At 36.4% G+C, this 24,794-nt stretch carries 26 protein-coding genes; 8 read left to right on the forward strand and 18 right to left on the reverse strand.

Going from position 1 to position 24,794, the window contains the following annotated elements; translation table 11 throughout:
• Positions 1-107 precede the first annotated feature (107 nt).
• Positions 108-986: a helix-turn-helix transcriptional regulator gene (locus tag BTO08_RS19920; protein WP_105062321.1), complete on the forward strand. Its 879-nt coding sequence runs from the start codon at positions 108-110 to the stop codon at positions 984-986.
• 68 nt (positions 987-1,054) lie between these two features.
• Here BTO08_RS19920 and BTO08_RS19925 read toward each other — a convergent pair whose 3' ends face one another.
• On the reverse strand, positions 1,055-1,378 hold the full coding sequence (locus BTO08_RS19925; RefSeq protein ID WP_105062322.1) for a DUF4144 family protein: 324 nt from the start codon (positions 1,376-1,378) through the stop codon (positions 1,055-1,057).
• Positions 1,379-1,670: 292 nt separating this feature from the next.
• Here BTO08_RS19925 and BTO08_RS19930 point away from each other — a divergent pair, with 292 nt between their 5' ends.
• The gene (locus BTO08_RS19930; RefSeq protein WP_006643799.1) at positions 1,671-2,027 is read left to right on the forward strand and encodes a YibL family ribosome-associated protein; all 357 of its coding nucleotides are present in this window, start codon (positions 1,671-1,673) and stop codon (positions 2,025-2,027) included.
• A 122-nt stretch (positions 2,028-2,149) separates the two neighbouring features.
• Here BTO08_RS19930 and BTO08_RS19935 read toward each other — a convergent pair whose 3' ends face one another.
• From BTO08_RS19935 to BTO08_RS19955, 5 genes are all read right to left on the reverse strand, one after another.
• Positions 2,150-2,815 carry a YdcF family protein gene (locus BTO08_RS19935; RefSeq protein WP_105062323.1) on the reverse strand — a complete coding sequence of 222 codons (666 nt, stop codon included), beginning with the start codon at positions 2,813-2,815 and terminating at the stop codon, positions 2,150-2,152.
• 452 nt (positions 2,816-3,267) lie between these two features.
• Positions 3,268-3,807, reverse strand: coding sequence for a YaeQ family protein (locus BTO08_RS19940; protein WP_198038531.1), 540 nt, complete (start codon positions 3,805-3,807; stop codon positions 3,268-3,270).
• A 182-nt stretch (positions 3,808-3,989) separates the two neighbouring features.
• A complete protein-coding gene (locus BTO08_RS19945) occupies positions 3,990-4,298 on the reverse strand; it encodes a GIY-YIG nuclease family protein (protein ID WP_105062325.1) in 309 nt (102 codons plus the stop codon).
• Positions 4,299-4,411: 113 nt separating this feature from the next.
• The gene (locus tag BTO08_RS19950; RefSeq protein ID WP_198038513.1) at positions 4,412-5,071 is read right to left on the reverse strand and encodes a YceH family protein; all 660 of its coding nucleotides are present in this window, start codon (positions 5,069-5,071) and stop codon (positions 4,412-4,414) included.
• A 187-nt stretch (positions 5,072-5,258) separates the two neighbouring features.
• A complete protein-coding gene (locus tag BTO08_RS19955) occupies positions 5,259-6,233 on the reverse strand; it encodes a GGDEF domain-containing response regulator (protein ID WP_005364944.1) in 975 nt (324 codons plus the stop codon).
• A gap of 235 nt (positions 6,234-6,468) precedes the next feature.
• Here BTO08_RS19955 and BTO08_RS19960 point away from each other — a divergent pair, with 235 nt between their 5' ends.
• Both BTO08_RS19960 and BTO08_RS19965 read left to right on the forward strand, forming a co-directional pair.
• The gene (locus tag BTO08_RS19960) at positions 6,469-6,921 is read left to right on the forward strand and encodes a DUF3069 domain-containing protein (RefSeq protein WP_005364943.1); all 453 of its coding nucleotides are present in this window, start codon (positions 6,469-6,471) and stop codon (positions 6,919-6,921) included.
• 335 nt (positions 6,922-7,256) lie between these two features.
• Entirely contained in the window at positions 7,257-8,540 is a 1,284-nt protein-coding gene (locus BTO08_RS19965) for a winged helix-turn-helix domain-containing protein (RefSeq protein ID WP_105062327.1), read from the forward strand.
• A gap of 33 nt (positions 8,541-8,573) precedes the next feature.
• Here BTO08_RS19965 and BTO08_RS19970 read toward each other — a convergent pair whose 3' ends face one another.
• The 8 genes from BTO08_RS19970 to cobU all read right to left on the reverse strand — a co-directional run bounded on the left by BTO08_RS19970 (position 8,574) and on the right by cobU (position 15,814).
• Positions 8,574-9,023: an NfeD family protein gene (locus BTO08_RS19970; protein ID WP_105062328.1), complete on the reverse strand. Its 450-nt coding sequence runs from the start codon at positions 9,021-9,023 to the stop codon at positions 8,574-8,576.
• The gene (locus tag BTO08_RS19975; RefSeq protein ID WP_105062329.1) at positions 9,020-9,949 is read right to left on the reverse strand and encodes an SPFH domain-containing protein; all 930 of its coding nucleotides are present in this window, start codon (positions 9,947-9,949) and stop codon (positions 9,020-9,022) included. The genes BTO08_RS19970 and BTO08_RS19975 overlap by 4 nt, the downstream gene beginning before the upstream one ends.
• A 189-nt stretch (positions 9,950-10,138) precedes the next feature.
• Complete coding sequence (locus tag BTO08_RS19980) at positions 10,139-10,414, reverse strand: hypothetical protein (RefSeq protein WP_105062330.1); 276 nt, start codon at positions 10,412-10,414, stop codon at positions 10,139-10,141.
• Between the two features lie 507 nt (positions 10,415-10,921).
• Positions 10,922-11,527, reverse strand: coding sequence for a histidine phosphatase family protein (locus BTO08_RS19985; protein WP_105062331.1), 606 nt, complete (start codon positions 11,525-11,527; stop codon positions 10,922-10,924).
• 328 nt (positions 11,528-11,855) lie between these two features.
• Positions 11,856-12,335 carry a hypothetical protein gene (locus BTO08_RS19990; RefSeq protein ID WP_045127529.1) on the reverse strand — a complete coding sequence of 160 codons (480 nt, stop codon included), beginning with the start codon at positions 12,333-12,335 and terminating at the stop codon, positions 11,856-11,858.
• A 779-nt stretch (positions 12,336-13,114) separates the two neighbouring features.
• Positions 13,115-14,581, reverse strand: a complete 1,467-nt coding sequence (locus BTO08_RS19995) for a cobyric acid synthase (RefSeq protein ID WP_105062332.1) — start codon at positions 14,579-14,581, stop codon at positions 13,115-13,117.
• A 36-nt stretch (positions 14,582-14,617) separates the two neighbouring features.
• On the reverse strand, positions 14,618-15,244 hold the full coding sequence (locus tag BTO08_RS20000) for a histidine phosphatase family protein (protein WP_105062333.1): 627 nt from the start codon (positions 15,242-15,244) through the stop codon (positions 14,618-14,620).
• 15 nt (positions 15,245-15,259) lie between these two features.
• Positions 15,260-15,814, reverse strand: a complete 555-nt coding sequence (cobU, locus tag BTO08_RS20005) for a bifunctional adenosylcobinamide kinase/adenosylcobinamide-phosphate guanylyltransferase (protein WP_105062334.1) — start codon at positions 15,812-15,814, stop codon at positions 15,260-15,262.
• 258 nt (positions 15,815-16,072) lie between these two features.
• Here cobU and BTO08_RS20010 point away from each other — a divergent pair, with 258 nt between their 5' ends.
• The gene (locus tag BTO08_RS20010) at positions 16,073-17,176 is read left to right on the forward strand and encodes a nucleotidyltransferase family protein (RefSeq protein ID WP_105062335.1); all 1,104 of its coding nucleotides are present in this window, start codon (positions 16,073-16,075) and stop codon (positions 17,174-17,176) included.
• Between the two features lie 92 nt (positions 17,177-17,268).
• On the opposite strand, the gene BTO08_RS20015 is transcribed toward BTO08_RS20010, so the two are convergent.
• Positions 17,269-17,763: a ComEA family DNA-binding protein gene (locus BTO08_RS20015; RefSeq protein WP_105062336.1), complete on the reverse strand. Its 495-nt coding sequence runs from the start codon at positions 17,761-17,763 to the stop codon at positions 17,269-17,271.
• Between the two features lie 379 nt (positions 17,764-18,142).
• Here BTO08_RS20015 and BTO08_RS20020 point away from each other — a divergent pair, with 379 nt between their 5' ends.
• Positions 18,143-18,952 (forward strand): alpha/beta fold hydrolase, encoded by an 810-nt coding sequence (locus tag BTO08_RS20020; RefSeq protein WP_105062337.1) that lies wholly within the window; start codon positions 18,143-18,145, stop codon positions 18,950-18,952.
• Positions 18,953-19,046: 94 nt separating this feature from the next.
• Here the strand turns inward: BTO08_RS20020 and BTO08_RS20025 are convergent, their stop codons facing one another.
• From BTO08_RS20025 to BTO08_RS20035, 3 genes are all read right to left on the reverse strand, one after another.
• Entirely contained in the window at positions 19,047-19,865 is an 819-nt protein-coding gene (locus BTO08_RS20025; protein ID WP_105062338.1) for an alpha/beta fold hydrolase, read from the reverse strand.
• 36 nt (positions 19,866-19,901) lie between these two features.
• Entirely contained in the window at positions 19,902-21,248 is a 1,347-nt protein-coding gene (locus BTO08_RS20030) for an MATE family efflux transporter (protein ID WP_105062339.1), read from the reverse strand.
• An 84-nt stretch (positions 21,249-21,332) separates the two neighbouring features.
• Positions 21,333-21,911 carry a nucleoside triphosphate pyrophosphohydrolase family protein gene (locus BTO08_RS20035; RefSeq protein WP_105062340.1) on the reverse strand — a complete coding sequence of 193 codons (579 nt, stop codon included), beginning with the start codon at positions 21,909-21,911 and terminating at the stop codon, positions 21,333-21,335.
• Positions 21,912-22,258: 347 nt separating this feature from the next.
• Between BTO08_RS20035 and BTO08_RS20040 the strand changes: the two genes are divergently transcribed.
• Both BTO08_RS20040 and BTO08_RS20045 read left to right on the forward strand, forming a co-directional pair.
• Positions 22,259-22,981 (forward strand): glycerophosphodiester phosphodiesterase family protein, encoded by a 723-nt coding sequence (locus tag BTO08_RS20040; protein ID WP_105062341.1) that lies wholly within the window; start codon positions 22,259-22,261, stop codon positions 22,979-22,981.
• Between the two features lie 285 nt (positions 22,982-23,266).
• The gene (locus BTO08_RS20045; protein WP_198038514.1) at positions 23,267-24,550 is read left to right on the forward strand and encodes a cation:proton antiporter; all 1,284 of its coding nucleotides are present in this window, start codon (positions 23,267-23,269) and stop codon (positions 24,548-24,550) included.
• Positions 24,551-24,794 lie beyond the last annotated feature (244 nt).

Below are 24,794 nucleotides of genomic sequence, written 5' to 3' on the forward strand. Positions count from 1 at the left end.
TATCACAACCGTATTTTTAGTGATAATTTCGATACTATATTGCTACAAAATAATACTTTTCTATCAGGTCTTATTTTTTTAGATAAATAATCTTAGGAGTTCGGAACTTGAAAGCGACATTAGAAAAGGTACCACAACGTATAGGCTGTTCATGGCGATTTAAAAAAATCATAGAGCCAGTAAAAGAATTTAGTTGGCATTATCATCAAAAAGAATTTGAGTTACTGATCCACCGTAACTTTCGCTCACGCTGTCATATTGGCCATTACCAAGGTGACTTTGATCAAGCCTCGATGATCTTAATTGCGCCTAATGTGCCGCATGGTATCGAGTCAATTAGGACAGCTGATAATAAAGATTATGAAACTTTTGTTGTGTGGTTTAAGCAAGACTGGATAGCTAATATGATGTTCAGTTGTCAGGAGTTGAGGAAAGTTGACTCGCTGCTAAAGCGCGCTGAGAAAGGTTTACTTTTTAGCCCAGACACTACCCAAAAGGTGATCACTATCATCGAGACTATCGATGAAAATCATTTTGATCCGATTAACCTGCTGGCCGCTTTAATCCATATCTTTGAAGCACTTTGCCAAGATAAAGCCAGTCAAACCTTGCTCTCCCATAATGTCGAAAATAAAAATTACGATCAATGTAATAAAGAGAAAATTGAGCGTCTCTGTGCATTTATCGATCAACATTACGCGGAACCTATAACACTAGAAGATGTAGCTAACTTTATTTGTACCAGCGAAAGCACTATTCATCGCTTATTTGAACAACATTTCAATGAAACGTTTATCCAATATCTTAAGAAACTCCGTTTAAACCACGCATCAGAATTATTAGTATCAAGTAGTGAACCAATTTCTCATGTCGCAGAACAAGTCGGTTATCGAAATCAAGCCAATTTTAATCGTCAGTTTAAACAATATAAAAGTATGACTCCGCGAGAATATCGGCGTACTTATAAACTTGATGCTAAGGTATAAAAGGTTTGTTTTAACTCTCTGATTAGAAATGATTAGGCAGATTTGACGTTAATAGATATACAAACCTTTTATTGTTCGAATGACAATGATTCAATCGCATCATCTATTGATCTAAACTGAATTTTGGTTAAACACATTTCTGCTTTTGAAAATTCATGTGCTTTAATCAGAGCTGTAACGGCCTCTAATGCTAGAAGATCACCTTTCATTTGAAAGCAAAACATATTGGTTTTGGAAAGAGTAAACGTAAACTGTTGACCATTACTATCGACGATAACATCTGCATCACTCCAAATAAGTGACTGGCATTCATCCATTAAGTCACTTTCTGAGCTTAGGTAAATGAGTTCATCATCACCTTCTAATTTAAAGAAACACGGCCAATTAATCATCACTCTACCTCTTAAGCATCATTATGTTTGTTACTATTTATCAAAAGAGAACCACAACGCAAACACGGTTTATTTTCTAATAAGTGGCTAAAAAAAAGCGCTACTCCATGTCACCCAAACATGGGCAATACAACCAGAAAGTCCGCCGTCATAGCAGAAATAAAAATACTTTCATGATATTGGTCACGATTTAGCATATATAAGGTATAATATTCAGAACTCAATACCCTACTCGCTGAAAACACTGCGATTTGGTGTATTGCGAGCGTAAATACGAAGGTAATGAAAACACATGAATTTAAACCAAGAGCTTCAAAATCTTAATAACCGTATGGACAAGTGCCAGCGTAAACTTGCTGCTGCTATTCAACGAGATGACAAAGTTATCATCAAACAGTTTAAAGATGAGCTTACCAAGCTAAATAAAAAAGCTCAAAACGTTAAACACCGTAAATCATCTGAAGTGAGTAGCAAAGGTAAAGATGTTAAGTCTCTTGCTTTTAACCGTGTACTAACTAAAGCTGAACAAGCAGATATGGGCAAACTGAAAAAAACAGTTAAAGGCCTAGTCGTTGTTCACCCTATGACGGCTTTAGGTCGTAGCATGGGTTTAAAAGAAGTTACAGGTTACGCACCTAAAGCATTTTAATAGACTTTAAGTGTCAAAGAAAAAGGCGAACATTCATTGTTCGCCTTTTTACTTTCTAAAACAAAAGTCATCAGATTAGCGATTAAACACCCTAACCTCCAAACACTTACCCAATAGAAGACTTAAGAAGCTAGTGCTGTTAACTCTGTTGATAAGTGCTGATCAAAGCCGTAACTGACTAAACGCTCAAACGCATCCCACACTTCATTCGGTATAGATTGTGGCGTTGAAAATCCACGCTCAGGGTAAAAACGGATACGTTGTAAATCACCAACCATCACATTAATCAAATCACCAAAGCTGATTGTATCATTGGCGTAATCATCAAAATTAATAGCTGGTGATGTCACTATAGCTTGCATGTTGGGCCATTGTTGCTCAAACGTCGCCAGTGTGCGTCGTTCCATAAAGGGCTTTTGTACGAGAATAAAGCTTTGAGGTGACAGCTCTTTTTGCTGTAATAAACGACGGGTAAAAAGGACATTCTCCCCCGTATTGGTTGATTCAGGTTCAATTAATATCGCCTCTTTTGGCACCCCCATATCTAGCGCTATTTTTGCAAAATGTTCGGCTTCTGAAGTGTTAAATAAGCCTTCGGTTAGCTCACCGACGCCACCAGAGAAAATGATATAAGGTGCAAGTCCTTGCTTATAAAGTTCTACCGCTCGCTCAGCGACACGTTCATCATTACTTCCTAGCACAAAGATACAATCACTCTTTACTATCTCGTGATTCAACTGGTGATAATCCCAGATTATGGTTGCTAGTTCATAAATTCGTTTAGGCATAAATCGTCCTTATTCGCAGCAAGATGAATAGATAATGTCTGAAAATTAACGCTATTGATACAACCCTACATTGTTTTTCAATAAGGGATAAGTGGCATAATGCGTCTTAGTTATGATTGCATAATGACAAAGATAAGAAATTCACTTAATACTGATAAAACTGTTTCAATACTGATAATCAAAATAAGTAACAGCAAGTATGTTGTACTCATCAAAAACGCTACGCTGCTCCTGCCTTATTATTATATAAGACACTGACTAACAAAAACTGAATCACATCATAAAACAAGCAAAAAAAAGTGACATAGACTCGTCTACGTCACCTAGTATGTTTGGTCTTAACATTATAACTTACGGTATGACACGTTTAACTCGCTACTAATCCACTTCGGGGTTATGTCGTAAATTATTCGTATACAACCAATGTTAAGCGAAACATTTATTAATTAAAATTAGCGCTTCCACCATTCAGGAATGATTGTTACGTTCGCATTCGCCGCACTCAACCAAGCCTGTTCACCTTCGATTGTTAGCTGTAATTGCATGGTACGTTCCACCACACTTTCTAGCTGTTTCAACTCTTCATCACGAATATAGACAACAGAAACATTATCTAATGCATTGATTTTGCTTTTATTTGCTTGCCACCAGATAGAAGCTGCATTATCACCATAAGCAAAAATAATCACCTTCTCTGATTTATGTGACGCTTTACGAATACGTTTCTCATCAGGCAAGCCAAGCTCAACCCATAATTCAACATCATCAATTAGACTTTTAGTCCATAAATCAGGCTCTTCTGTGCTACTTACACCTTTTGTAAACTGCAAGTTGGGATCAGCATTCAAACCCCAAGCAATGACGCGTAACATGAAACGTTGTAAAGTTTCTGATGGATGACAAGCAATAGTATGTTGCTGATCTAAATAGACATGTCGATCCATGTCTGCCACGTTCATTTGTACTTTGTAAATAGTGGCATTGGTAGCCATATAGTAAACCTTATTATTGTACTGTTGCATGTTATACGCCCTCCGTTGAGGTTATGTCTTACATAATTAGTGCCATTTCTGGCGCGTATAACAGTATTTTTTTATCCTTTGTGCTAACTGTTCTAAAAACAATTAGTTATCAATATGCTTTACCGCGGATGAGGATTGTCTGTTATTGCGGCTTAATTTTGCGGAAATAACAGATAAAGATCAGTGTTTATTTTTATTAACTGCTCTTTGCCTGCTTTAGTCAGTGTTTTTTTAATTTTATATTCAAACACCATCGCATCACGCTTATTGAGTACTTTTTGTGACCAAGCCAATGTGAGTGGTCCTTTCCCTTTAAGGTACTTTGCACCTTTTTTACTGTGTTGGTGTTCTGCAAACCGACGTTCTATATCAGTTGTCACGCCGCAATATAACGTATTAGAAGAAGTTCTTATTAAATAGACATACCAAGGTGCTACGTCTTTTGTCGTTTCTTTACTCATCCAATACTCATCTCGTAAAAACAAAAACAGGTTCAGCAATGCTGAACCTGTTCGCGTGGTATTCAATCATGGATGGTTTAACAGCGCAATAAAACAATGCTTAACGTATCCATTTATTCAGTTAATGAAGTAATCACTGCCTGTAACTCAGCCACTTGCTGTTTTAATTCTTCTACATCGTTTTCAAGTTGACTAATGCGTTCGTTATTACCAGAACCACTTGTTACAGCTTGTACTGCACTTTCATATGCTGAAAGATCAATTTGGCCACTTAGCAAATGCATGTAACGACAGTCGCGTTTACCTGGCTCTCGTGGCAGTTTTACAACATATGGGCCTTTCTCGTCACTTGATAGTTTAGTTAACACAGCTTCAGCTTCACGTACGTCAGTAAATTCACATAAACGATTGGTTCGAGTGCGAATTTCACCGGCAGTTTGAGGGCCTCGAAGTAATAATACAATCATTGCTCCGAGTTCTTGTTTTGTAAATTGTAAACTACCAAACTCGGTATTACAGAAGCGATGCTGGAATTTAGATACTCGACTACCAAAACTGCTGACATCGGCAACCATACGTTTTGCTTTTAATTCTTCAACTGTGTCGAGTACTGTTGCTTCGTCAAGTGACATGACAGGTTCACGGCTACTTTTTTGATTACATGCCGTGGTTAAAGCATTAAGTGTCAATGGGTATTGATCTGGGGTTGTGATTTCTTTTTCAAGCATACAACCAATTACGCGAGCTTGATTTTGCGTTAAATTAATTTCCATGCCCATCTTTCACCCTTTATAAAACTAACTCATTAAAATTAGACAATAATCGATATATTAACGACTATATTGAAGCATTATTTTTGTTCTTAACGAAAGATTATCACGTTAAATGCCAACAGCAAGCTGTAAAAATACAGTTTGTCTGCTTTTCAAACAACAATAACTTAATATTTAACTCACAATATTAGTTTTCACTTTGATCAACAGGTAGATTAAGGTAATCCGCAGCAATATATTGATTGCGCCCTTTTGCTTTCGCTTGATAAAGCAACTTATCTACTTCTTGATATAAATTCTCAATACTTTCTAAACCAGTAGGTATCCAAGAAATAGCACCTTGGCTCACGGTTAATATTTTCGCTGTATCTGAATATTCATGTTTAATTGCTAAAGAGGTAATCGCTTCTTTCAAGCGTTCACACTCTTTTACCGCTTGTTGACTATTACAATTACTTAGAAGGATAACGAACTCTTCACCACCATATCTTGCACAAATTTCCCCCGCTCGGCTGAATTTGCCTTTTAACTGATAGGCCAACAGCTTTAAAGTATTGTCTCCTTCAATGTGACCATAATGATCATTGAAAGGTTTGAAGTGATCGACATCAAGCATAATAATCGTTAACGGCAAACCATTTCGGCCATGCAAGGACACTAACTCACTCAATTTTTGATCGAGATAACGACGATTGGCTAAGGTGGTAAGCCCATCTTCATTGACTTGCTGTGACAATAACTCATTCGCTTGCTGTAGCTGAATTGAGGTTTGTTTTAATTGTCGCCTCATGACCGATATACGTTGCATAGCTTTAATTTTAGCCGATAACACCATGCTATTAACAGGCTTGGTCAGATAATCATCGCCGCCTTTATCAATTGCTTCTGCGATGAGTTCAGGCTCTGAATGCGCACTCAGAAATATAATTGGTACCCACTCAGGAAAACACGCACGTATTTTCTGGGCAAGTTCAGTACCTTGCATATCTGGCATACAGATATCTAAAAGCACTAAATCAGGATCAAAGCTAGCATAACTGTTAAGTGCATCCTGTCCTGATGAAAAAGCTTTAACCACATGACCCAGGTTTTTCAACCTTAGTTCAAGATACAGTCGTTCAGATAAGACATCCTCAACTAATAAAATGTGCATCGGCTCCATCTAGATACCTTAATAGTATTTTTAGTCTAAATTATTAAGCATTTTACATGCCTAATATAATATTGGCTTACAATGGATCAATAGTTAATTTAAAATCAAGCTTATTAAGCATGATGAGACAATAGTCACATCAAAGTAAAACATCGATTTATTACTGTTTTTGACATGATATATTGACATTTGACGTTAGAAATATAGGATTCTCCTCCTTAAACTTATGCTGTAGGAAAAAGCCATGTCTGAGATGAACAAAAACGATGAGCAAATCGTTGAAGAAGTAACGTTTACGCTAGAAGACTGTTCACCAGAACTTCGTCAAGTTGTAAAATTTGAGAAAGTACCAACAGAACTTATTGATATGCTAGTTAATGTCTACAAAGTTTCTGAGCCAAGTACACGCGAAGCATGGAATTCACTACCTGCAAGTGCTCAAAATGTATTAGATAACTTCGAGCAATTTCATGCTCTAGTTGCACTAAGCCAAAGCTATTCAGGTGTTGATTTCCTAAGTGAAATGCAAGATACAAAGTTCCCTGAAGACATGAGTGCTGAAGAACAAGCAGAATACAAAGCATCTGCGCTTGATAAAGTTCTTCATAGCTGTGTGAAAGATATGTGTAAACAACTTAAGAAAGCACGTCAAAACCCACCAATGAAACGTGAATTCAATATGATCTTTCAAAAGTAGTTATTAAATAAATAGCTATAGAATATAAGGAGTAGCATTTGCTGCTCCTTTTTTGTTGGAAAAATGAAGTAAGAATGTAATCAACATAAAAAAAGAAATAAACATAGCATCTAATTTATAAAACCACATTCAACGTCTCAATACGTTATCTTGTCTGCTTATATTGTTTTCAGGTTTACCAATCATACCCTAGCATTAAAAAACCCATATAATTAACAAGTTGCAACAATTTAAAGCACTTAACGCTAACTTAATGCAGCAGTTTTACGTAACTTTTTATAGAGCTTCGTGATATCATACAAAATTGAATGATTTCAATAGCTAGAGGTTCATGGATGCCAAATACTGAGCAGATAAGATTCCAGACAAATGTGTGTTATATAGAAAGCCAAGGCGTTCTCAAAACACCAGAATCTACGCTCAAGTTAAATTTATCTGAGCAATACATTTTATCGTACCTCATAGATAATTATGGTAAACCCGTAACAAAAGATGAGCTATTAAATGTAGGGTGGCCCGATCGCATTGTTACAGAAGCTTCTTTATTTCAAGTCATTCGCGCTCTACGCGTTAAACTGAATGAAGAAAAAAAAGGTGATGTAATTGAAACATTGCCACGTGTTGGTTATCAAATTCGAGAATTCACTCGAGAAACCGTTGATTTATCAGAATCTCAACGTTTATCCCCATTAAAGAAAGTTGGCAAAAAAACTGTCGTTCTTTCAGCGATTAGTTTAGCTGTGATTATCAGTGGAATCGCTTGGATGAAATATCCTTATTCTGGCTCGCCGAAAAACTATTTAATTGATAAAGATCGAGTTGGTAGTAATGATTTTACTTATATAACGTCAAATGCTGAAGATCTTGCTGATCTTCGAGGTAAAGTAAAAGATATCATTAATCAACAAACTGATAAGTACGGTGAAATTACCACTAAGAATCAACGAGTCTATCTTTATAAGACAGATAGTTTTTATTCTGCGGCTTGGTGTACTGTAGACAGTAATAAAGTTTGTAAAAAGAACAGTGATTTTAGCTATAAAATAGTACCAGATGAATGGTCGACATTTGAAAATATTGTCGTTAACAATAAAAAGATCTATCACGGTACACCGATTATTCATACAGAGAATACGCAAGAGCCAACGTCTATTGCCTACACGTCATATATTGACAAATCAGGCATTCAATCACAGGTTACGCATCTCTTTCTTACTCCGACCAATAAAAATGGCATCTTTAATTATTCAATGATGTCTTTTATCCAAGAGAAAGAGACCGGCATGTTTCACCCTCTCTCTATAAGTGCAGCCAAAGCAATACTGTATGATAAAAGTTCTCAGTTTTTGAAAACGGTGAAAATTGAACCAGAAATGTTCCACTGGTCTTATCAACCAAGTGCAAACTTTGATGAAAAGAAATCACTCGCATTAAAACATAGTAATTTAATTGAACAAGGTTTTAAAAATAATAAACCTTTCTTCAGTTATTTAGTGTACGAGCAACCACATTTAGTATTAATGCTTGATAACACAACAGGATTTGTCTGGAATAATACCAGTGAAGAAGATTCCTCTGTGATTTTTTCATATCGTTCATCAAGTGCGAAAAATAAATAATGAAATGCGCAGTACGTGGTACTGCGCATTTTTTTATGAAGGTTTTACTATTAAGGTTATTCCTTCCACATCAACGACAACAACCTTCTGCCCTTCAACTAAATCAACGTCTGTTTTAACACTCCATGTAGTATCACCAAGTTGCAATCGACCATTTCCAGCAGTCATTGCTTTTTCTACAGTAATAATTTGTCCAATCATTTGAGCGCCACGTTGATTTAATTTTGAAACAGAGGCATCCGTTTTATCTTTTTTATGCTGGTATCTCCACCATAACCAAGTAGTAAATAGTGCAAATACTGCAAAACAAATCCACTGTAAAGGCCATGAAACAGGTAACATTATTAATAAGACGCCGACTAGAACAGCAGAAATACCAAGCCATAATAAATACCCAGCAGTACCAAGTAATTCAAGTAGCAATAACACTAAGCCTAATGCTATCCAATGCCAGAAATTCATTTGTTCTAGTAAGTCGATCATGCATTCCCACCTTTATCTGTTTTATTACCCCATAACTCGGCAATACCTGCAACAGAACCCATCAAACCCGCGGTTTCTAATGGCATCATGATGACTTTACCATTCTCAGACTGCCCTATCGCTTTCAGTGCTTCAGTATAGCCTTGTGCGACAAAGTAATTAATTGCTTTAACATCACCGTTCGCTATTGCATCTGATACCATTTTCGTTGCTTTAGCTTCAGCTTCGGCTTCACGCTCTCTCGCTTCTGCTTGCAGAATCACTGACTGTTTTTCACCTTCAGCTTTTAAAATTTCTGATTGCTTTTGTCCTTCAGCACGGAGAATTTGAGCTTGGCGCACACCTTCAGCTTCTAAAATTTCAGCTCGTTTGTTACGTTCTGCTTTCATCTGCGCGTTCATTGCTGCGGTTAAATCTGTAGGCGGTTGCACGTCTTTTATTTCAATACGAGTGATCTTAATCCCCCACGGATTTGTCGCTTGATCGACGATGGTGAGTAGACGGCTATTAATGGTATCTCGTTGCGATAACATTTCATCAAGTTCCATAGAACCCAACACCGTACGCATATTCGTTAACGTCAGATTACGAATAGCGAGTTCAAGATCTGATACTTCATATGCTGCTTTTGCCGCATCGAATACTTGAATAAAACAAACTGCATCAATTGTTACTGAAGCATTATCACGAGAAATAACCTCTTGCGCAGGAATATCTAACACTCGCTCCATCATATTCACTTTATTACCGACTTTATCAATAAAAGGAATAATCAAATTTAGACCTGGACGAAGTGTTTTGGTATAGCGTCCAAAACGTTCTACTGTCCATTCAGATCCCTGAGTAACAGTTTTAACACAGGATGCAATAATAACTATCGCAACAAAAATAAATACAGCAATGGTAATTAACGAATCGTATGGCATAGCGTCTCTCCCTAATAAGCGTTAAAGCATTGTACCATCGGGGTAAGTAAATATGCATCAACACACAAGAAATGAGACATAGTTAAAAGAGAAGAGTAAATCGTAGTTGACCAGAAAAAGAAAACGCCAAATGAATAAACATTTGGCGTTTTACTAAGTACTTATTCTGTATTGATGATTGCTACATAATTAGCATTTACGCATAGTTACATCTTCAAATTCACCATCAATCACTGTATGTGCTGATTGTTGACGGTAATCCGTGTCAACTTTGCGATCTCGTCCAGCAAAACCTTCACTAAAAGTACGCTCTTCAAATTGAACACCTTCCGATGCTAATTTGCGTTTAATAAATGGTTTTGCAATTAAAGCCACGACGCCCATTAAAAGAGCCATTATCGCAGCAAAAGAAACAGTAAATAATCCAATAACTACAGCAACAAAACCAGTAAGTAAATTTTTCATGGCTAAGCCTCTCTCTATAATATTTAGATAGAACAATAGTTGACTCACTTGTTACTATTTTCTTTCTAAACTGATCTGCACTCTCACGTAGCAGTTATTTTTAGCTTACAACTAAATTAACTGACTGAAGATGAACCGAGTATGAACGTATAACCTATTGTCCACAATCTTCACCTTCTCTAACGAAAACTGAAACTTACAAAAGACCGTTAGTGATAATACAAACTATAAAGAGCATGTTTCTATATAAGGTGGGAGGTAGGACTATGGAATACCTACAACAATGAGTCAGCTCCGATCTCATCGAACCTTAATCCCGCCATGTCGGCGATGTCCTAACTTAACGTCACCGCAAGTTAGGTCGGCACAACCCGTGATAAGCCAGATTATAGTCGCTGATTACTATTATTCTCTGCACTCCCCGCTTCAAGCCGTCACCTGAAGCTTTCAAACTATAACATTTTAAAATTTATAAAAGCAATAATAAACAGCGAGTACATGTTATTTTTACACAGCTTCAACAGATACTTCACACTGAATGCGGCTAATTTTATGATCTGCCAATAAAAAAAATGCATCTTGAGGTAAATCTTGTTCAAAGGTTTCATTGTAGCTCATGGCGGCATACACACCTCTAAACACTGCACCTGTTAAACCATGCGAAATAACAATAAGATGATCAGGTATTAAGTCATCATGCAAAAAATCTTTAATTCGAAGAACAACTGATTCATATGGTTCACAATTTGGTGCAGATAGATACCAATCACGATGACTCAATAGCTTCGGATTATTCTGAACTAAATCAGGAATAAAACATTTTTCCCAGTCACCTAAATTAAACTCTTTTAAGCGCTCGTCAGTCTTTATTAAGTTGCTATCTATTCCTAACTCTTCGCAGACTATTTTGGCTGTTTCAATCGCTCTACCGAGTGGACTGCAATAAACAGCCCAATGCTTTTTATTACCAATTTTTTGATTGATAGAAGTACCAATCATGGAAGCTTGCTCTTTTCCTAATTCCGTCAAACCTGAGTTACAATGTCCTTGTAAGCGTTGTTGAGCGTTAAACGTTGTTTGACCATGACGTAATAGATAAATGCTTTTTGACATTGTATTCCCCTTGCGATGATAAGAAATTACACCACTTATTACCTGACGACAAGTTGAACACCTTTTCAATACCTAGAGAGCATAAAATATAACCTAATATAATAGATGCAGCGAAAATGGCTTAGCTTGCAGACACGAGAACGAATTAAAAGTCTAACTGAATTAAATTACAAGTGTCGTCTATGTATATCAAGATAACTTGTCCTTGAGAGGGTGTCACAAAGCAAATTTCTAAATTTTAAGACTACTTGCATGTATGCAGAAGAAGAAAGGAAATAGAGGGAGAATAGTTAGTAAACCTTCTCCCTTGCATATGGCATAGCTACCTTTAGCGGCTCATCCAGATATCACTGAAACGCTGTGTTGATATATGAAAAAACAAATCATCTTTTTGCTTATAAACATTAACAAATGTTTTTTCTATATCTACAAATTCTGTATTTCTAAATTGAGATACAACAAAGGTTAGATCATTATTAGTTTTAGGTGTATAAGCCCAGTAATTCAAATTATCTTCATTTCGTTTACAGTGCTTTTCCATTTCAATCTTTTTGCCATTAATGACCATAGATACAGTACCATTAAGACCTTGAATATTACATTGACTTAAAAAGCGCTCAAAGCCATTGTTGTTATATTTCGCTTTGTATAGTTTAAAGAATAACTTTTTATCACCGATTTCTGGTGGCGTGATCAATGCAGATAAAACATAATGTCCGTCAATACTTGATGAGTTCCAATCCTCTGCTTTCACATTTAATGAACACATCATCATTAATAAAGATGCGATACATAACAGCTTACTCATATTATTCCTTTAACATCAATAACAGCCACAATATAAAGAAGAAACGTCCTTTTGGACTAGTTTAACAGCAATGTTATGCGTCATCAAAAGAATCATTGAACCCATAAAAGCTAAATATGAAAGTTTTATACATACTTCCTGTATTTTATTACCAACCGATAAGGCAATTAGTATTATAAATAGAGATTGAACGGTGAAAAATTGAGAGTTATATCACTTTAACTTTCAGCCAATATCGCTATTACATACTCAACTTTGCCCCCTATCGCAAAACACTCAATTTAAATTTCATTTAATTTATGAGAGATTAACCGCACAAAATAACAACTAAGTAATCAAATTACTTACTTAATTGTGAATTCTTTTCAGGTTTCTCAATAACATAACATCTTGTTAAGACAAGTATTATATTGACAAAGATAACACTAAATACTCTACAGCAATACTTATTGTCAATAATCAATGATAGATTTATCTCTCTACTCATGCTTTATCTTATAAATTATCAATACCATTTCTTTAAAAGATCGTGGGTGAAAATTCATCATCATTGTTAAGCCCCGAATTAATTTTATAATATCTCAAGTAAGTGCTAAGAAAATAAATATTTTTCCATTACTCACATTTAAATAACACAACAAATGTACGTATCTAATATTATAAACACATACATTATTTAATATAAGTTAACGATACATTTCATAAATACAGCTTATTCCAACAATAAATAAATCACTACCAATATAATATATTGATAGTTATCTGCGGCATTAGACTAACTAAAACCCTAATTTATTTAAATCTAAATACTGCTCTACCGCATCTGCAATCTTATTAATGCCGTCTTCTTTCATTTGTTGAAAATCGGAAGTTCGAACATCCGTTAAACCTGCCCAAGCTAATATTTCATTACATGCAGATTGCTGCTCAAAAATCCCATGTAAATACGTACCAAACACTTGATTATCTACACCTAACATACCATCCACTCCATCGGTGAGTTTAATAGGCGCATCTTGTTCTGTTTGAATAGAAGTAACTCCTGCATGGATCTCATAGCCTGTGACTGCAACAGTATTATCCGTAGTTAATGTTAAGTAACCAGAGACTAGCTTAAGTTGCTTATGCTGCTTGATTTCAGTTGTTATCGGTAAATATCCAAGCCCTTGTGTATTCCCACTCTCCCCTTCAATGCCAAAAGGATCTGAAATTGACTCTCCAAGCATTTGATAACCGCCACATATTCCCATCACTTTGCCACCGAAGCGCAAATGACGTTGTATCTGTTTATCCCAATTTTGAGATCGTAGGTAATCTAGATCGCTGCGTACACTTTTAGAGCCAGGTAAGATAATTAAATCAGCAGGCGGTATCGTTTGTCCTTTACCAATAAATTGTAGTTTGACCTGTGGGTGCATGCGCAACGGATCAAAGTCAGTATGATTACTAATACGTGGAAATATAGGTACAATAACCGTAATAGAATTATCTTCTGCTTCTATTTGTTGAACGTCAATGGCATCTTCAGCCTCTAACATTAGTCCATGTAGATAAGGCAACACACCAATAACTGGTTTACCTGTTTTTTGCTTAAGCCAATCTAGCCCTGATTCTAATAATTTAATGTCCCCTCTAAATCTATTTATAACAAAGCCTTTCACTCGCGCTTGTTCAGATTTAGATAACAGAGCTAATGTGCCATAGAGATGCGCAAATACCCCTCCTCTGTCTATATCAGCAACAATAATCACGGGCACATCCGCTTCTTCAGCAAAGCCCATGTTGGCAACATCATTTTCACGCAGGTTTATTTCGGCAGGACTACCAGCGCCTTCTATGATTACTGCATCATATTCTTCCGTCAGCCGCTGGAAAGATTCTAATATAGGCTTCATAACAACTTTTTTATAACTGTTATAACCAATCGCATCCATATCTTCCAACGCCTTACCCTGAACGATAACTTGGGCTCCAATATCCGTATTGGGTTTTAATAACACTGGATTCATATGAACGGTGGGCTCGATACCACAAGCGAAAGCTTGTACGGCTTGTGCTCGTCCAATTTCGCCGCCATTTTTCGTTACAGCACTATTAAGCGCCATATTTTGTGATTTAAATGGCGCAACACGAACTCCTTTACGCGCAAGTACACGACAGATACCAGCCACAAGTACACTTTTTCCTGCATCTGACGTTGTACCTTGAACCATTAATGTCCGTGTTGTTTTCATTATTTTATCCATGTTTGATTTTATTTAATCCAGTTAAAGATATTGCAATTAATCACAAAATGGCGGCCATTGTAACTGAGGCCAATCTTGCTGGTCATCATGATAGACAGTAATACGTATTCTGGCGGCATAAGGTAAATGAATGCGATGAAGGTAAGTGGTATTACGTGGCATTTCTAGTAATAGACGTAACAGCTGTCGCATAACACCAGAATGAGTAACTAATAGGATTTTTTGTCCTTTATGCTGTGTTAACAAAGCTTGCCAAGCTCGCTTTATCCGAATATCAAACTGCTCTAGCGTTTCACCGTTATGTGGTGCTGTTCCGTCTTCACAAACGTGCCATGGGTCATGCCAATAATGGTCAATATCATCTCCAAGTAGTTCAACTAACTGCTGACGTGTTAACCCATCCCAATCTCCAAAATCCATTTCTCTCCAACTATCACTATGCAAAGCATTAATCGTGAATTTTTGCGCTGTAAAGTCGGCAAATGAAGAGCAACGTTGTAATGAGGAGCTAACAACACAATCAAGTTCATTTAGATTTTCGATAGCCATACTCATTTGCTCAAAACCTTGTTCAGTTAGAACAAAATCAGTGTGGCCTCGTAAGCAATTATCACCTTCAGGTAAACCATGCCGTAAAATATCTATTTGGGTTATCTTTGCCATTAAAGCCTCATTCGATTATATAACGCTTAGTGTCGGGCCTTTTAATACTTGTGGTAGACCAGCAGTTACAAATATTACTCGTTCAGATTGTTTCGCAATCGCTTGATGCAGCCAACCACTCTCATCGACAAATCGGCGAGAAACCTCACCTAGCGGCACTATTCCTTGTCCTACTTCATTACTCACTAAAATGATATGCCCTTCTGCCTCACTAATAGCGTGTAAAAAGTCTGCTTTTACCTGTTGCCATGAATGGTTACCAATAGGTTGAAATAAGCAGTTATTTAACCATAACGTTAAACAATCAATCAGTAAGCATGTCTGATTGTTACTATGTTCACGAATAATATTTGCCAAATCATAAGGCTCTTCAATCAGCATCCACTTAGAAGGACGTTGCTGTTTATGAATTAGAATGCGTTCAGCCATTTCATTATCACAAGCGGTTGCTGTTGCTACATATTTAACAACCAAGCCAGATTGTTCTGCGAGCTGTTCCGCTAAACGACTCTTACCAGAGCGTGCTCCACCAAGGATCAGTTCTGTACCTACCAAAGGCTTTACATGCATAGTTAACCTATTAATTATTTAAAATACAGAATGTTAACTTATTAAAACCATGCTGTATTGTGGCATTTCACAGTTATAAACATGAATAGAAAATATTTGCTGTCACCACATTTTAAATGGCAGCAATAGAAGCCAAAAATGTCTTAATTTTAAGATTGCATAACAATAAAAATCCTATTTCATTATGACTAAATTTGATTTTTATCATTAAGGACTAATACTTAGACTATGAATTAAATAACCGATCTGGGAGGAATTATGATTTCTCAACAAGTACGACTTATTGATGTGTTGAGACTTCCAACGGTTTTACTTTCTTTAGATTCAAAATCTCTCTACCAAATTATTACTGAAGCTCGATATCTATCCTTGCTTGGGCAGTTAAAAAATACCTGTGAACGTAATGAGATTTGGCAAGATCTTCCTCTTTTCTTCCAACAACAGTTAATTTCAGGCTTTCATAGTTATGAAAAACAAAAGCAATCATTGAAATTTGAACATCAGGAGTTAACCAAACAGCTTCACGGTATATTACCGTCATGGCGCTATATTCGCGGTAGCGCATTACAACTTTCTGAAGTCGAGGCATTTTCAGGTAGGGTTAAAAACAATATTGAGATATTAATTTCTAAGTCATTTGTTGATGCAGTTTTACAACGGTTGTTAAATAATGGATGGCGTTATAAACATATAACCGACTATGAGGAAACTTTCTATTGTCGCTGGTCTCAGCAAACTACTCCGTTAGTTCATAAAGAAAGACGTACTGAACTAGCTATTCATTATCATCTATTACCTAAAACGCTTACCCATAAATTAAAAGAAGCACCTTTACTTCATCATCATACATCTCCAAGTATTGCTCACCCTGCCACGCTTTTATCTCCTGATGCAATGGTACTTCATCAGGCTATTATGCTATTTAATCAAGTTGATTTTCATCATGGTTTACGTGATATATATGATTTAAATTTACAATTTCAGCATTATGGGCAGCAGCGATTATTCTGGCATAACTTAATTCAACTTCACCAGCAAATAGGAAAAGATAGCAGCCTTTATCTTGCACTATCGTTATGTCATGAATTATTCGATTTACCTATTCCTAGCAACATGCAGCAATTTTTAAATCAATCACAATACCAGCGTACAATTTTCTGCCTTTATAAAGAAAGGTTTACTGAAGTTATCAATAATGCTTTTCCTAAACACCAAAACTCTAATTACCGTTTTGCAGTGAAATCATTACGCTTTCGGGGCCGTTTAAAGCGTATGCCAATTTATGCTATTGTGCCGCACATTATTAAACGAAGCGTACTTAATTTGATGCCCCATGAGGAAGATGAAGAAATTATTTACTAATATTTTTCTCTTTCATCAAATAAAAAACCTCTTAAACACTTCAACCAAAAAGTAGTCTAAGGTGTTTAAGAGGTTTAAAGTAAAGATCGACTTTAGAACTTTAAGTATTTCTTCATTGAACCAACGCTTTTTTCGCCAAGCCCAGTTACCTTTTCTAAATCTTTACTCGTTTTAAATTTGCCATTCTTTTTACGGTAATCGACAATCGCTTTCGCTTTTGCTTCACCAATACCAGGAAGTGATGCTGCAAGCTCTGAGGCAGAAGCAGTATTCACATTAACAGCTTTAAGCTGCTTTTTAACTGCTGTTTTTGACTTTTTAGCTACATCTTTTTTACTATCAAGCTTTGATGATGTTGTCTTAAGATCTTTTTTAGTGTCACTAACTTTGGATGTAGATGCCTTTTTTGTCTTATCTGCTTCTTTCTTCGCAGACTTCTTCACCTTGGTAATACAATCCATTTTTTTCTGCTTATCTGCCTTATATTTGGTTTCACATTTATTGATAAGCTTAGTGGTATCAGTGGTAGCAGCCTGAGATGTAAATGGCAGAATAAACGCAAGTGTTAATAATATTTTTTTAAACATAAGAAAAGCTCCTTTATAAATAATCCTGAGTAAATTAAAGACGATTGATACCAAAAAATAAAATAAAACATCATAAAGTGTATAAAACGGCGTTTTTATTCATCTTTTCGGCTTAAATCTATAAGCAAAGACTCTCCCCCCCTTTACTTATAGATTTATCTATATGTTTTTTAAGTAATTTATATAGAAAAAATAAAACATAGCATATTGTTTAATTTATGTTCAACACAGTGTTAGGTTATGCGACCTTGTTGGAATTATTACAATTATTCTTTACTAAGTTGCTATCTTTAACGATAAAATAACTATCTTGTGGTCAGGTGAGTTAATAATTAACACCGTGCTATGATTCACGCTTCTAGCGTATAAAGGACTTTTGATGACAGACAACATGCTTTTTTACAAAACATATCTACACCCTAGTAGTAAGGAATGGGTAGTGTTTGTGCATGGTGCCGGTGGCAGTTCAGCAATTTGGTACAAACAGATTAAAGCATATAGACAACACTTTAATTTGTTACTCCTCGATCTTCGTGGTCATGGTAAATCCAATAACATGTTCAAAGACATGATCGCTAATCCCTATACCTTTAAAAGTGTGACAAAAGATATTGTTCATGTACTTAATCACTTGAAGATTCAATCAGCACACTTTGTCGGAATATCTCTAGGTACAATTATTATTCGTAACTTAGCAGAGATAGCACCAGATAGAGTTAAAACGATGATTTTGGGTGGTGCGGTGACACGTTTAAATACCCGCTCTCAAATTTTAGTGAAGCTAGGTAATATGTGTAAGCATATTATCCCTTATATGTGGTTATATCGTTTATTTGCCTATGTCGTTATGCCACAAAAAAATCAACGCGAATCTCGGCATTTATTCGTCAGAGAAGCCAAAAAATTATGTCAGAAAGAATTTAAGCGATGGTTTAAACTGGCAACAGAAGTAAACCCCATCATGAAGTATTTTAAAGAAAAAGAACTATCGATACCGACATTGTATTTGATGGGGGCAAATGACTATATGTTTATCAAGCCAGTAAAAGAAATGGTTCAACGTCATAAGTTTAGTTTTTTGACTGAATTAAAAGATTGCGGGCACGTTTGCAACGTTGAAAGACCGGATGATTTTAATCAACACTCCATCGACTTTATTAAACAACACAAAGCCAGTTATACGGCTTAACATTTTGATTGTAAAAAAGGCATAACGCTGCTTATGATCTTTCCTCGATCTCCAAGTTCGTGTTATGCCATTTTCGTTTCTGTTTACTTATGAATTAGCGTTCAATGTGCTTCGCTAAGAAAGCTTCAAGTTGTTTGGTAACAAATTCAGGTTGTTCCAAGTTGCTAATATGCCCTGCCTCTGGGATCAAAACATACTCGCTATCTTTGATCTCATCATGCATCAACTGCGCTTCTAGTGGCGGACGCGGATTATCTTCCATACCTGATAAAATCAAAGTGGGTGCTTTAAGTTGCGCTATATCGTCAAACGTATCTCGACGACCAAACACCATTTTACCCACTTGTGCAATTGCTACTGCTTTATCACCTTTTAGAGAGGCTAAATGTTGTCTAAAACCATCAACAAGCTCTGGCGTATATTGCTCGGCTTGACGACGGAAAAATAAAGGAACAACACTATCAATAATCGCCTCAGGAATAGCCTGCTGCTCAATAATTGTATTTAACATTGCAAAGTATTTAGCGTGTAATACTTCAGGCTCGTAACCTAAAAACGTATCCATCAATACTAATGCTGTAACACGTTGAGGTACTTTTATGGCAAGCTCTGCTCCCCACATGCCTCCCACAGATAAACCAATAAGCGAAAAGTTATCTATCTTAAGGTGATCAAGCAGTGCAATAACATCATCAGCGTAATCTCGCAGCGTACGCGTTTTTTCAGGTGCGACATCAGCCTGACCATGTGCCCATAACTCAGGCACAATACAACGATAATGCTGACTCAATGCCTCTATTTGTGGTTGCCACATTTTGCTGTCCCACAAATAGCTATGACCCAAAACGAGTACAGGGCCTGTACCTTGATCTAAATACGTTAATTTACGATCTTCAATTACATAACTTTGCATGCATATCCTTGTCATCATTTATACGTGATTCACACGCTATCTTACTGCATCTACTTCAAATTGATATTTTTTATCGATCAAGGCAAGACCCTTTCGATAAAAAATCCATGCGCTGCTCCCTGCTGCAAAATTACCAAGCATTGCTCCAGTAAATAGACCAGGAAGACCTGCAAGTTGCGATCCTATCCATAAAATCGGTAGGAAACAGATAAACAAACGCCAAGCTGAAATAAATAATGCGCGCATCGGCATTGCTAGCGCATTACAAATCGATACCATAATCATACAAACACCCAATGCGCCTAGACTGATAGGAACGCGTGTTAAGTGCATTAAAAGCACTTGCTGTACTTTGACATCAGATGACAATAATGAACTTAATGGTGACGACAGTAAGAAAATGATGATCGCTATAATAAATTGCCATGCAAGAACAAAAGTGACGGCAATGTTTATCAAGGTTTTGATCCCTTGAATATCTCGTTTACCTAACCGCTTTCCTACCATCTGTGGCATCGACATAGTCAAAGCCAGTACGACTACGATAGAGAAAAATTCAATTCGCGAACCCAATGCCCAAGCTCCGACAGTAGCGGCACCAAAACCTGCGACTAATTTCGTCGCTAACATAGAAGAAACAGGAGGCAATAATTGACTCATCATAGCCGGAGCCATGATATGTCCCAGCTCTTTAATCGACTGAATGATATTTAAGCCTACCCAATGAAAGCTTAACCACTTTTTTTTCATCACTAATGGGAAAACCACCAGCATACCAATAATAAATGCAGTGATCGTTGCCCAAGCAGCACCATTAATACCCAGTCCGAATTTAAAGATGAACAACGGATCTAAAACAATATTCAATAAGCTTGTTACCATCATCATAGTTCCGGGTAACAAAGTATTACCATTGGAGCGACATAAGCTATAGGCAAAATACAACATAGATCCACACCATGCGCTCATTAGCCAAACAGGCCAATAAGTATCGATGATGGGAAGTACCTTTTCTGGCGCATCAAGCAAGTGCATGATCACATCTCGGAGTAACCAAATAACACCGCAAAGTAACGCAATACCGATACCGCCAACAAGCACAACTAAACCGCCGAGTTGTTGCGCTCTGACTTCCTCATTGGCACCTAACACTCGTGAAATCAATGCAGTAGTCGCAATACCTAAACCAACTTGAAGACCAATAACCACCATTTGCATTGGCAGTGTAAAGCCTTGAGCAGCGAGTGGAAGCACACCAAGCTGAGCGATAAAGGCACTATCTACAAGCTGAAAACTCATCAGAGATAACACACCGAATAACATCGGCCATGTCATTTTAAAGAGGTCTAGAGTTAAAGTTCGAGTATTAGAAGATAGTTTCATAGATCACTTCTCTTACTGATATAAGTTATTACGTAAAAACAAAAAATCCCCGCATGAGCGAGGATAATTTTTCTAATTATACAATTAGCGGATAACAAGTTTGACCAAATCGGCAGGTCGATAATAAACCGATTTTAATACCTTACCTTTACGAATGATTTTTCCGTCAAGATCTACATCTTGAGCACACTTAGCAATAATATAATCACCCTTGGTGCTAGCCGTTAGTGCAACGCCCTGCTTTGCATAAAACGCTTCAGTATCAGCATATTCTTCAGCATTACGGCACACTTTACTCATATTGCTAGAGTGGACTTCATTCCAGCAAGCCATAAAATCAATACCTAGGCGCGCTGACATTTGCAAAAGAATATCAATTAAATAACTAATGCCGATATTATCTTCTACTTGTTTATCACCAAGGTGAACTAAGCGCCCCATTAACACATAAACAGAATCAACGATCGCATCAGCTTGCTCAACTAAAGAATCCGCTTCTGCTAGTTCTGTCATTTCTTCAACAGCAAGTGATGTATGTAATGCGTCAGCTTGAGTATCAAGTGTTTGAGGTGATTCGATATCAAGATCGAATGTGGAACGAAACTCTCTAATATCGCGGTAAAGATGATCAAAAAGAGGTTGGTCTAGCGCTGACAGTTTCATTCGTTTTCCTTGTCTCAAATTATAATGGCCTAGTAATTAAAAATACGACGTAAATAGTAACGATGAATATTTTTAATCAGACAACGAACAGAATACTAATCTAATCAGAGACTAGATACAAAACCAATTATGAAATCAGTTTTCGTTTGTTGCTAAAACCACCATTCCAATGATATGCCACGTAATTCCTATTGCTTATTAGTATAGAAATAATCATTGAATTTATGGGGGCAAGTGTAACAAAATGACATCATGATATTGCGATATTAATACTTGATTGTTCATTAAAATAGATGAAAATCAGTTCGTTAATTTACAACCTATGGTTATTTATTTTGGACATTCATATGATTGCAGGACACCGTGGTGCTCGCGCTGTTGCACCAGAAAATACATTGATTTCCATGAAAGCTGCCGCTGATGCAGGTGCAAAATGGATTGAGACTGATACTCAACTTTGTGAAGATTTAGTTCCTGTTATTATCCATGACAAAAGCGTACGTCGATGTACGAATGGTTCAGGGAGTGTTCGCCATAAAACGCTACAGGAATTGAAACAACTTGATGCTGGTAGTTGGTTTTCACCAGAGTTTGCAGGAGAAACCATTCCAACGTTACATGAACTACTCGCTGCTTGTGATGAATATGGCCTTAATCTTAACCTTGAAATAAAGGTACATTACGAAGAAGAAGTGACCTTACAAGTTACCAAAACCATTGAAGCAATAAAAAATTATGGCTTTGATCCAGAACGTCTTATTTTATCCAGTTTTTCTTATAACGCGGTTAATCAGTGCCTAGAGCAATGGCCTGAAGTACGCCGAGGGTTAATTATTGAAGATTGGGTACCTGATATTGAACGATTAGATGAGAAATTGAAGCTGTATAGTATCCATCTCGATCATCATCTTCTCAACGAAAAACTTGCAAAAGAAATTATCCATGCGGGTAAAGTACTGCAAATTTGGACAATGAATGATCCTAAAAAAGTAGCCAAATTTAATCGATGGGGCGTATCAACAATCATCACTGATGATCCAGCATTGTTAATTTCAGCACTTAACGACTAACGCCTTTTCTGTATAAGCGCTTATTTGCAAGCGCTTATCTTTTCGCCTTATTTTAAAGGCAACACCATAATTCAAGCGACATTTATGAATTTTTATATTCCAAAATAATACAAATAATTCTAATAGTAATCTGTATAAAATGTTTCAATATATGTAGGTAATATTAATACAATATGAATGATATATTGGTAGTGATTATATGTGTTTGAAAATCACTCTATATTATAAATAACCGTAACTGAATAATATTGTCAAAAAATAATCAAAATCGGGAGAAAACTCTTCATGTCAGTATATGACACTATATGTATTATGGCGGCAATTGCGGTCTTTATTTCAATCATTAACCATAAAATTGGGCGTTTTCAAACAACAATTGCTATTACGGGTTGGTCTATCGCTATCTCTCTTATCCTATTAGCATTAACTAGCTTTGGTTATATTTCATTAAATAAAGAAAATGCCTTAATAGAGCTTATTCAACATATAAAATTTGAAGACTTCCTATTAAAAGGTGTACTTGGTTTCTTATTATTTGCAGGCGCATTAAATATAGATTTAGACCATTTAAAAGACCAAAAATTTGAAATTACCTTTCTTGCTCTTGCCAGCACCCTATTTTCTACTTTTTTCATCGGCATCGTATTATGGTTAATCTTTAGCCTTATCGGTATTGAGCTCAACTTTATTTATTGCTGTTTATTTGGTGCACTTATCTCTCCAACTGATCCAATTGCTGTATTAGCAATTGTGAAAAAATTGAAAGCGCCACAACGTATTTCTACTCAAATTGAAGGTGAATCATTATTTAATGATGGCGTCGGTTTGGTTATTTTCGTCACTATTTTTGAAGTTGCTTTTGGAAAAACAGCACCAACTGTATCTGGTACTGCACTACTTTTCATTCGTGAAGCCTTAGGTGGTATTGCTTTTGGTGCAGTGTTAGGCGGTATCTTCCATTACCTCATTAAAGGTTCAAGCGATAATATGATGCGCTTAATCTTAACTATGCTTATTCCTACCTTTGGTTATGTATTAGGTGAACATTTAGAAGTTTCAGCCCCTCTTGCAATGGTTGTTTCAGGGATCTTAATTGGCAATATCACGCGTAAATACATTTCAGAACAATCAGCAAACCAAATGGCGCATTTATGGGAATTAGTCGATGAGATTTTAAATGCCGTATTGTTCCTTCTTATCGGTTTTGTGATGATCACCTTTAGCTTCCACAGCATTGATATCATTGCGGTTATTATTGCGATCCCACTTGTATTATTAAGTCGTTACCTAAGCATTCGCCTATCTTATATCGGCTTTACACGTTACCGCCAATACAACCCAGAATCTATTAAAATTCTAACATGGGGTGGCTTACGCGGTGGCTTAGCACTTGCTATGGCGATGGCTATTCCAGCCCATATTTACTTACCATCACATCCCGATGTCAGTGTTAAAGAAATCATTGTATTAATGACTTACGCCATTGTGATCTTTTCAATATTGATCCAAGGCTCAACGATTACTCCAATGATTATGAAAGCAAAAGCGGTTGATAATAAACCATTCTAAGGAGAGAACATGTACTGGATCCATCACCATCACGTTATTATTGCATTTGTTGGTCTAATTGCTGCATTCGGTGCCGGCCTTATTGGGCTTTATAAGCAGAAATAAGAACAGCTAAAATAGAACAAAACCCATAAAAAAGAGATTAAAAACCATTGTGTTTTTATCTCTTTTTTTATGGGCAACGTTTCATTCAGGCAAGTATTACATTTGTCGTTATCTATGAATAATTAACTAAATATTTACA

The organism is Photobacterium angustum, from assembly GCF_002954615.1.
Classification (GTDB): Bacteria; Pseudomonadota; Gammaproteobacteria; order Enterobacterales; family Vibrionaceae; genus Photobacterium; species Photobacterium angustum_A.

Excerpts from the sequence above, each read along its gene's own strand:
- BTO08_RS19925 (WP_105062322.1), bottom strand. The coding sequence starts at position 1,378 with ATGATTAATTGGCCGTGTTTCTTTAAATTAGAAGGTGATGATGAACTC.
- BTO08_RS19930 (WP_006643799.1), top strand. The coding sequence starts at position 1,671 with ATGAATTTAAACCAAGAGCTTCAAAATCTTAATAACCGTATGGACAAG.
- BTO08_RS19935 (WP_105062323.1), bottom strand. The coding sequence starts at position 2,815 with ATGCCTAAACGAATTTATGAACTAGCAACCATAATCTGGGATTATCAC.
- BTO08_RS19940 (WP_198038531.1), bottom strand. The coding sequence starts at position 3,807 with ATGGCTACCAATGCCACTATTTACAAAGTACAAATGAACGTGGCAGAC.
- BTO08_RS19945 (WP_105062325.1), bottom strand. The coding sequence starts at position 4,298 with ATGAGTAAAGAAACGACAAAAGACGTAGCACCTTGGTATGTCTATTTA.
- BTO08_RS19950 (WP_198038513.1), bottom strand. The coding sequence starts at position 5,071 with ATGGAAATTAATTTAACGCAAAATCAAGCTCGCGTAATTGGTTGTATG.
- BTO08_RS19955 (WP_005364944.1), bottom strand. The coding sequence starts at position 6,233 with ATGGAGCCGATGCACATTTTATTAGTTGAGGATGTCTTATCTGAACGA.
- BTO08_RS19960 (WP_005364943.1), top strand. The coding sequence starts at position 6,469 with ATGTCTGAGATGAACAAAAACGATGAGCAAATCGTTGAAGAAGTAACG.
- BTO08_RS19965 (WP_105062327.1), top strand. The coding sequence starts at position 7,257 with ATGCCAAATACTGAGCAGATAAGATTCCAGACAAATGTGTGTTATATA.
- BTO08_RS19970 (WP_105062328.1), bottom strand. The coding sequence starts at position 9,023 with ATGATCGACTTACTAGAACAAATGAATTTCTGGCATTGGATAGCATTA.
- BTO08_RS19975 (WP_105062329.1), bottom strand. The coding sequence starts at position 9,949 with ATGCCATACGATTCGTTAATTACCATTGCTGTATTTATTTTTGTTGCG.
- BTO08_RS19980 (WP_105062330.1), bottom strand. The coding sequence starts at position 10,414 with ATGAAAAATTTACTTACTGGTTTTGTTGCTGTAGTTATTGGATTATTT.
- BTO08_RS19985 (WP_105062331.1), bottom strand. The coding sequence starts at position 11,527 with ATGTCAAAAAGCATTTATCTATTACGTCATGGTCAAACAACGTTTAAC.
- BTO08_RS19990 (WP_045127529.1), bottom strand. The coding sequence starts at position 12,335 with ATGAGTAAGCTGTTATGTATCGCATCTTTATTAATGATGATGTGTTCA.
- BTO08_RS19995 (WP_105062332.1), bottom strand. The coding sequence starts at position 14,581 with ATGGATAAAATAATGAAAACAACACGGACATTAATGGTTCAAGGTACA.
- BTO08_RS20000 (WP_105062333.1), bottom strand. The coding sequence starts at position 15,244 with ATGGCAAAGATAACCCAAATAGATATTTTACGGCATGGTTTACCTGAA.
- cobU (WP_105062334.1), bottom strand. The coding sequence starts at position 15,814 with ATGCATGTAAAGCCTTTGGTAGGTACAGAACTGATCCTTGGTGGAGCA.
- BTO08_RS20010 (WP_105062335.1), top strand. The coding sequence starts at position 16,073 with ATGATTTCTCAACAAGTACGACTTATTGATGTGTTGAGACTTCCAACG.
- BTO08_RS20015 (WP_105062336.1), bottom strand. The coding sequence starts at position 17,763 with ATGTTTAAAAAAATATTATTAACACTTGCGTTTATTCTGCCATTTACA.
- BTO08_RS20020 (WP_105062337.1), top strand. The coding sequence starts at position 18,143 with ATGACAGACAACATGCTTTTTTACAAAACATATCTACACCCTAGTAGT.
- BTO08_RS20025 (WP_105062338.1), bottom strand. The coding sequence starts at position 19,865 with ATGCAAAGTTATGTAATTGAAGATCGTAAATTAACGTATTTAGATCAA.
- BTO08_RS20030 (WP_105062339.1), bottom strand. The coding sequence starts at position 21,248 with ATGAAACTATCTTCTAATACTCGAACTTTAACTCTAGACCTCTTTAAA.
- BTO08_RS20035 (WP_105062340.1), bottom strand. The coding sequence starts at position 21,911 with ATGAAACTGTCAGCGCTAGACCAACCTCTTTTTGATCATCTTTACCGC.
- BTO08_RS20040 (WP_105062341.1), top strand. The coding sequence starts at position 22,259 with ATGATTGCAGGACACCGTGGTGCTCGCGCTGTTGCACCAGAAAATACA.
- BTO08_RS20045 (WP_198038514.1), top strand. The coding sequence starts at position 23,267 with ATGTCAGTATATGACACTATATGTATTATGGCGGCAATTGCGGTCTTT.